The 6,365-nt window shown below is 70.6% G+C and carries 6 protein-coding genes; 3 read left to right on the forward strand and 3 right to left on the reverse strand.

All coding sequences use genetic code 11. The features are described from left to right. On the forward strand, positions 1-1,832 hold a 1,832-nt coding region (locus tag AOK24_RS09270; protein ID WP_055719573.1), incomplete at its 5' end, for an ATP-binding protein. A gap of 13 nt (positions 1,833-1,845) precedes the next feature. Here AOK24_RS09270 and AOK24_RS09275 read toward each other — a convergent pair. From AOK24_RS09275 to AOK24_RS09285, 3 genes are all read right to left on the reverse strand, one after another. Next, a complete protein-coding gene (locus tag AOK24_RS09275; protein ID WP_055719574.1) occupies positions 1,846-2,655 on the reverse strand; it encodes an ABC transporter permease in 810 nt (269 codons plus the stop codon). Next, on the reverse strand, positions 2,652-3,677 hold the full coding sequence (locus AOK24_RS09280; RefSeq protein ID WP_055719575.1) for an ATP-binding cassette domain-containing protein: 1,026 nt from the start codon (positions 3,675-3,677) through the stop codon (positions 2,652-2,654). Before AOK24_RS09280 ends, AOK24_RS09275 begins: the two co-directional genes overlap by 4 nt. A 69-nt stretch (positions 3,678-3,746) precedes the next feature. After that, on the reverse strand, positions 3,747-4,337 hold the full coding sequence (locus tag AOK24_RS09285) for a dihydrofolate reductase family protein (RefSeq protein WP_055719576.1): 591 nt from the start codon (positions 4,335-4,337) through the stop codon (positions 3,747-3,749). Between the two features lie 83 nt (positions 4,338-4,420). Here AOK24_RS09285 and AOK24_RS09290 point away from each other — a divergent pair, with 83 nt between their 5' ends. Together AOK24_RS09290 and AOK24_RS09295 are read left to right on the forward strand one after the other, a co-directional pair. Further along, entirely contained in the window at positions 4,421-5,005 is a 585-nt protein-coding gene (locus AOK24_RS09290) for a TetR/AcrR family transcriptional regulator (protein WP_055719577.1), read from the forward strand. 29 nt (positions 5,006-5,034) lie between these two features. Then, positions 5,035-6,264: an MFS transporter gene (locus AOK24_RS09295; RefSeq protein ID WP_055719578.1), complete on the forward strand. Its 1,230-nt coding sequence runs from the start codon at positions 5,035-5,037 to the stop codon at positions 6,262-6,264. Positions 6,265-6,365 lie beyond the last annotated feature (101 nt).

Raw genomic sequence — 6,365 nt, forward strand, 5'->3', positions numbered from 1 at the left:
AGATAGCCGACCGCCTCGACGACCGCTTCCGACTCCTCACCTCGGGAAGCCGCACGGTCCTGCCCCGCCAGCAGACGCTGAGGGCGGTCGTCGACTGGTCGTGGGACCTGCTGGACGAGGACGAACGGGACGTCCTGGGCCGCCTGTCGGTCTTCGCGGGCGGCTGCGACCTCCCCGCCGCGGAGTCGGTCTGCGGCCCGGCGGCCCTGGACGCGCTGGCCTCCCTCGTGGACAAGTCCCTCGTCGTGGCGGCCCCTTCACCGGACGGCGCGATGCGCTACCGCCTCCTGGAGACGGTCGCGGAGTACGCGGGCGAACGCCTCACGGAGTCGGGCCGCCGCCCCGAGGCGGAGCGCGCGCACCTGACGTACTACCGCGAACTCGCCCGCACCACCGAGCCGTTGCTGCGCGGCGCGCAGCAGGTCACGGCGATCCAGCGGTTCCAGGCGGAGTACGAGAACCTGCGCACGGCGCTGCGCAGAGCCGTCGACACCTCCGACGAACAGGAGGCGCTGAGCCTCGCCCACTGCCTGCTCTGGTACTGGCAGATGCGCGATATGCGCATCGAGGCCAGGAACTGGTTCAAGGAGGTGATGGAGCTGGCCCCGGACCCCTTCGCGGGCCCCGAACCGCGGCCCGCCGAGCCGGTGTGGCAGCGGGTCTCGGCCCTGCCCCCGCCGTTCACCGGCGAGTTCCTCGCCGAGGCGAGACGCGGCACGCACCTCACCCACCTCGCCTACATGGACACGGAGCTGGAGCTCTGGCAGACCCCGGAGGCGGAACGCAAGCTGGCCCTCATCAAGGACAGCTACCGCCCCGGCCTGCCCCAGCTCTGCTGGATCCCGGGCCTGCACGCGTTCTACGCCGTGATGCTGAGCGGCGACATGCCGATGGTCCGCGAGATCCTGGACGCCAACATCCGGATCTGCCGTGAACACCCGGCGCTGGAATGGGACTTGGCGTTCTGCCTCCAGCTGCGCGGCAACTTCCTCGCCAACCGCAGCGACTGGGCCGGCGACGGCGCCCGCGACGCGGACGAGGCGCTGGACATCTTCCGCCGGTACGGCGACTCCTGGGGCGCCGCCGAGTCCCTGTCGGCGCGCGCGGAGGCGTACGAGCGCCTCGGCCTGCACGAGAAGGCCGCCGCCGACTACCGCGAGGCGATGGTGCACGCCGAGAACCTGGGCGCCCGCGCCCAGTTGACGATCCTGCGGGTGCGGTTCGCGAACGTCCTCATGGAGGGCGGCGACCCCGCCGAGAGCGCGCAGGGCGAGGCGATCCTCCGGGAGGCGATCACCGACGCCGAGGGCTACGTCAACGAGGCCCGCCCGGCCGCCCGCCTCTTCCTCGCCTCCTGGCTCGGCGAGACCGGCCGCCGGGACGAGGCCCGCGACCAACTCCGGCAGCTGCGCCAGGACTTCGCGCTGGCCCAGTTCATGGTCTTCGAGGCGTTCATCGACGGCGTCGAGGCCTGGCTGGACGCCCAGGACGGCCACGTCGACAAGGCCCTGATCACCGTACGGCGGGCCCTGACCGCCTCCGCCGCGCCGCTGTCGATGGTCATCGCGCCGCACATGCGCGCCCTGTACCTCGGTACGGCCGCGTACATCATGTCCTGCGAAGGCGACCATGCCCGCGCGTTGGACGCGGCCCGTTGTCTGGGCGCCGGTGACGCGATGCTCCCGCCGGGCCACATCGCGCTGCGCCAGGAGCGCAGGCAGCGCGCGGAGGCGGAGGCGCAGGCGCGGCGCCAACTCGGGGACGCGGCCTACGAGTCGGCGTACGCCGAGGGCGGCGACCTCGGTTACGAGGCTGCCGCCGCCCTGGTCTGACATACCGTCAACCTCAGGTCTTCGTGCGGAACTTGTGGATCGCGACCGGTGCCATGACGGCGGTGATCGCCGCCGACCAGCCGAGCGTGATCCACAGGTCGTGCGCGACCGGGCCGCCGACCATCAGCCCGCGCGCCGCGTCGGCGAGCGTGGACAGCGGGTTGTACTCGGTGAACTTCTGGAGCCAGCCCGGCATGTCGCCGGTCGGGGTGAAGATCGACGAGCCGAACTGGAGCGGGAACAGCACCAGGAAGCCCATCGCCTGCACGGACTGCGCGTTCTTCATGATCACGCCGAGGGTGAGGAACACCCACATGATCGACGAGGCGAACACGGTGGCCAGGCCCACGGCGGCCAGCAGCCCGCCCCAGTTGGTGATGTCGAAGCCGACCAGCACCGCGACGATCATCAGGACGGCCGTCGCGAACAGCATGCGGACCAGTTCGACGGCGATCTTCGCGAAGAGCACCGAGCCCCGGCCGATCGGCAGCGACCGGAAGCGGTCCATGACACCGGAGTTGAAGTCCTGGCTGAAGCCCGTGCCGACGCCCTGCGAGAGCGTCATCGACATCATCGCGATCATGCCGGGGATGACGTACTGCACGTACTGGTCCTGGCCGCCGCCGAGCGCCTGGCCGATCGAGCCGCCGAAGACGTACACGAACAGCAGGGTGAAGATCACCGGCATCAGCAGGGCGTCGGCCATCGACTCCGGGTCCTGGCGGATCCACAGCAGGTTGCGGCGGACCAGCGCGCCGGTGTGCCGCAGGTGGGATCTCAACGGGATGCGGTCGTCGGCGAGTTGAACGGTGGTGGCGCTCATACGGCGACCTCCTCGCGGGATTCGGTGGGGAGGCTGTCCTGGGCGGCACTGGCGCGGTGGCCGGTGATCGACAGGAACACCTCGTCCAGGCTGGGGAGTTCGGTGGAGATGGACGAGATGGTGATGCCGCGCGCGGTCACCGCGCCGACGACGGCGGTGAGTTGCTCGTCGCTGAGGATCGGCACCAGCAGCGTGCCGCTCTGCGCGTCGACCGTCGTCTGCGCGAGGCCGGTGATGCCGAGGTCGTCGAGCATCCGCGCGAGCGGGTCCAACTCGGCGGTTTCCAGGGGCTTCACGCGCAGGGTCCGGCCGCCGACCTTCGCCTTCAGCTCGTCCACCCGGCCCTCCGCGACGACCTTGCCCCGGTCGACGACGGTCAGCTCGGACGCCAACTGCTCGGCCTCCTCCATGTACTGGGTGGTGAGCAGGACGGTGACGCCGTCGCCGACCATCCGCTTCACCTCGTCCCACACCTCGTTGCGGGTGCGCGGGTCGAGGCCCGTCGTCGGCTCGTCGAGGAACAGGACCGCCGGGGAGCCGATCATCGAGGCGGCGAGGTCGAGGCGGCGGCGCATCCCGCCGGAGTAGGTCTTCGCCGGGCGCCTGGCGGCCTCGGTGAGCGAGAAACGCTCCAGCAGCTCGTCCGCCCGCGCCCGCGCGTCCTTGCGGGACAGGTCGAGCAGGCGCCCGATCATGTACAGGTTCTCCCAGCCCGGCAGCTTCTCGTCCACGGACGCGTACTGCCCGGTGAGACCTATCACCCGGCGCAGCTGCCGGGGCTGGCGCAGCACGTCGTACCCGGCGACCGTCGCGTCCCCCGCGTCGGGCCGCAGCAGCGTGGAGAGGATCCGCACGAGGGTGGTCTTTCCGGCGCCGTTCGGCCCCAGGACGCCTCGCACGGTTCCTTCCCTGACCTCCAGATCGACCCCGTCCAGCGCCTTGGTCTCGCCGTAGTGCTTGACCAGCCCCCGTACGGTGACGGCGCTTCCCCCGCCGTTGAGGTTGATGTCGGTTCGCTTCATGTCCTCCACCCTGACAGGGGGCACCGACAAAGCACCGACAGACGACCGACAGCCCGCCGACGCCGGGTGCTACCCGCGCACGTACCTCGTGAGAGTTACCCCGTTCGTGAACGCCGTCCGCTCGGCCGCCGCGAACACGGTCGGGTCGAAGGCCCCCTCGAACGCCGGGATCCCGGCCCCCGCGACCACCGGATAGCTCTTGATCACCAGCTCGTCGATCTCCGGCAGCAGCTGCCCGGCGAGCTTCCCGCCCCCGCACAGCCAGATGTCGAGCCCGCTCTCCTCCTGCTTCAACTCCCTTACGAGAGCCAGGGGTTCACCCGGTACGACGGTGACGTCCGGGTGCGCGGCCGGGTCCAGGGTGCTGGAGACGACGTACTGCCGCAGATGGGCGTACGGGCTCTTGATCCCGGCGTCCAGGGCCGGGCGGTAGGTCCCGAGGCCCATCAGGACCGTGTCGTAGCGCTTGTTGGGTACGCCGCTGAGGCCGACGGCCTCGCGCATGGCCGTCGGGACCGTGTCGGGGTACAGGGAGTTGGTACCTGAGGTGTAGGCGGCGGCCTGCTCGGCGTCGCCGAAGGGGAAGAAGTCGTACTCACCGGCGGGGCCCGCGATCCGGCCGTCGAGGGTCAGGGCGACGTAGTACGAGAGCTTGCGCAAGCTGGTCAACTCCAGTCGTAGTACTCTGGGTGTAGTGGTTTCTGGTGCTGGATGAAGTTAGTACTACACATGGAGTGGTGTCAATGGCGAGACGGAACGACGAACGGCGCGTCGCCCTCACGGACGCCGCGCTGGAGGTCCTCGCGAGGGAGGGCGCACGCGGGCTCACCTTCCGCGCGGTCGACAAGGAGGCCGCCGTACCCCCCGGCACGACCTCCAACTACTTCCTCAACCGCGACGACCTCCTCATCCAGTCCGGCGCCCGCGTCTACGAACGCCTCCAGCCGGACGAGGCGACGATCACGCGCCAGCGCGAGGCCGGCCGGGACCGCGAGACGTACGCCGCCCTGATGCGCGAACTGGTCGCCCGCGTCTCCTCCTTCCGCACCGGCTACCTGGCCCTCCTCGAACTCCGCCTCGAAGCCACCCGCCGCCCGGCCCTGCGCGCCCTCCTCACGGACCGCGTCCGCGCGGACGTCGACGCGAACATCGCCTACCACGAGGCATCCGGCCTCCCCGGCGACGCGACCGCCGTCAAACTCCTGATCCTCACGCTGAATTGGCTGATCGTCGAACAGCTCACCCTGCCGGACGTGTTCGACGAGCGGGAGCGGGAGGCGCTGGTGACGGCGGCGGTCGAACGGATCGTGGGAGCCGCCGATTCTTGAGACTCCCCGCACCGGGGTACGTCCTGATCATGCCGAGACTGATCGACACCCCCGGATACCCCCGCTTCTGGACCGCCTTCGCCGTCTCCGCCTTCGGCTCCCAGATCACCGGGCTCGCCCTCCAGATCCTCGTGGCCGTCACGCTGAGCGCCAGCGCCACCGAGGTGGGGATCGTCAACGCCGTCCGGTGGCTGCCGTATCTGCTGTTCGGGCTGGTGGCCGGGGTGCTGGTGGACCGATGGCGGCGCAAGCCCGTCATGGTGGGTACGGACCTGGCGCGCGGCGTCGTCCTGGCGCTGATCCCCGTGCTGTACGGCCTCGACCTGCTCACCCTCACGACCCTGTGCGTGATCGTCTTCGCGTCCGGCGTCCTGAGTCTGCTGTTCGACGCGGCGAGCCAGTCCTTCGTACCCCGCCTCGTCCCCGAGGCGCAGCTCAACTCCGCGTACGCGCGCACCGAGCAGGCGTCCGCGGTCGCCGGATCGGCCGGGCCGCTGATCGCCGGGGTGCTGGTGCGGTGGCTGGGCGCGCCGCTCGCCGTCCTGGTGGACGCGGCCAGTTACGTCGTGTCCGGGCTCCTCCTCGCCACGCTCAAAGCCACCGACCCCGTTCCCGAGAAGAGTGAACGGCGCGGTCTGGTGGGGGAGTTGAAGGAGGGCGTCCGATGGGTCTACCGGCACCGCACCCTCGCGCCCATCGCGCTCACCTCACACGCGATGCTGCTCTTCAACTCCATGGTGTCGACGGTGTTCGTGGTCTTCGCGCTGCGTGAACTCCGCGTCGGAGGCTTCGGGTTGGGGGTGACCTACGCGTGCGCTGCGGTCGGGTCGGTGCTGGGCGGCGCGGTGTCCGGCAGGGTCGCGCGACGGCTCGACACAGGACCGACGCTGGTCGCCTTCCGCCTCGTGGCCGCCGTCGGCTGGCTCCCCATCCCCCTCGCCCAACAGGGGAGTTGGGCCCTCCCGGCCGTCTGCCTCGCCTTCTTCGCCGTCTCCTTCGCGATCTCCGTGGAGTCCCCGGTGGAGATGGCCTACCGCCAGTCGGTGACCCCGGACCGGCTGAGGGGAAGGATGAACGCCACCATCCGCTCGTTCAACTGGGGGATGGTGGCGGTGGGAGCGCCGGTCGGGGGCTTGCTGGCGGACGGGGTGAGTTACCGGTTCGCGCTGTGGGTGGGGATCGCGGGGGCGGTCGCACAAGGGACCGCGCTGGCGTTCTCTCCCACCCGGGAGGCGAAGGAGACGGCGTACGTCGGCTGAGTCAGTGCCGTACGGCTTCCACCTGCTCCGGCATGTGACCGGCCACCACCCGCTCGTGCCCGACCCGCGGCCCCCGCCGCACATCCACCCCGTACGCGACC

The organism is Streptomyces niveiscabiei (assembly GCF_001419795.1).
GTDB classification, from domain to species: domain Bacteria; phylum Actinomycetota; class Actinomycetes; order Streptomycetales; family Streptomycetaceae; genus Streptomyces; species Streptomyces niveiscabiei.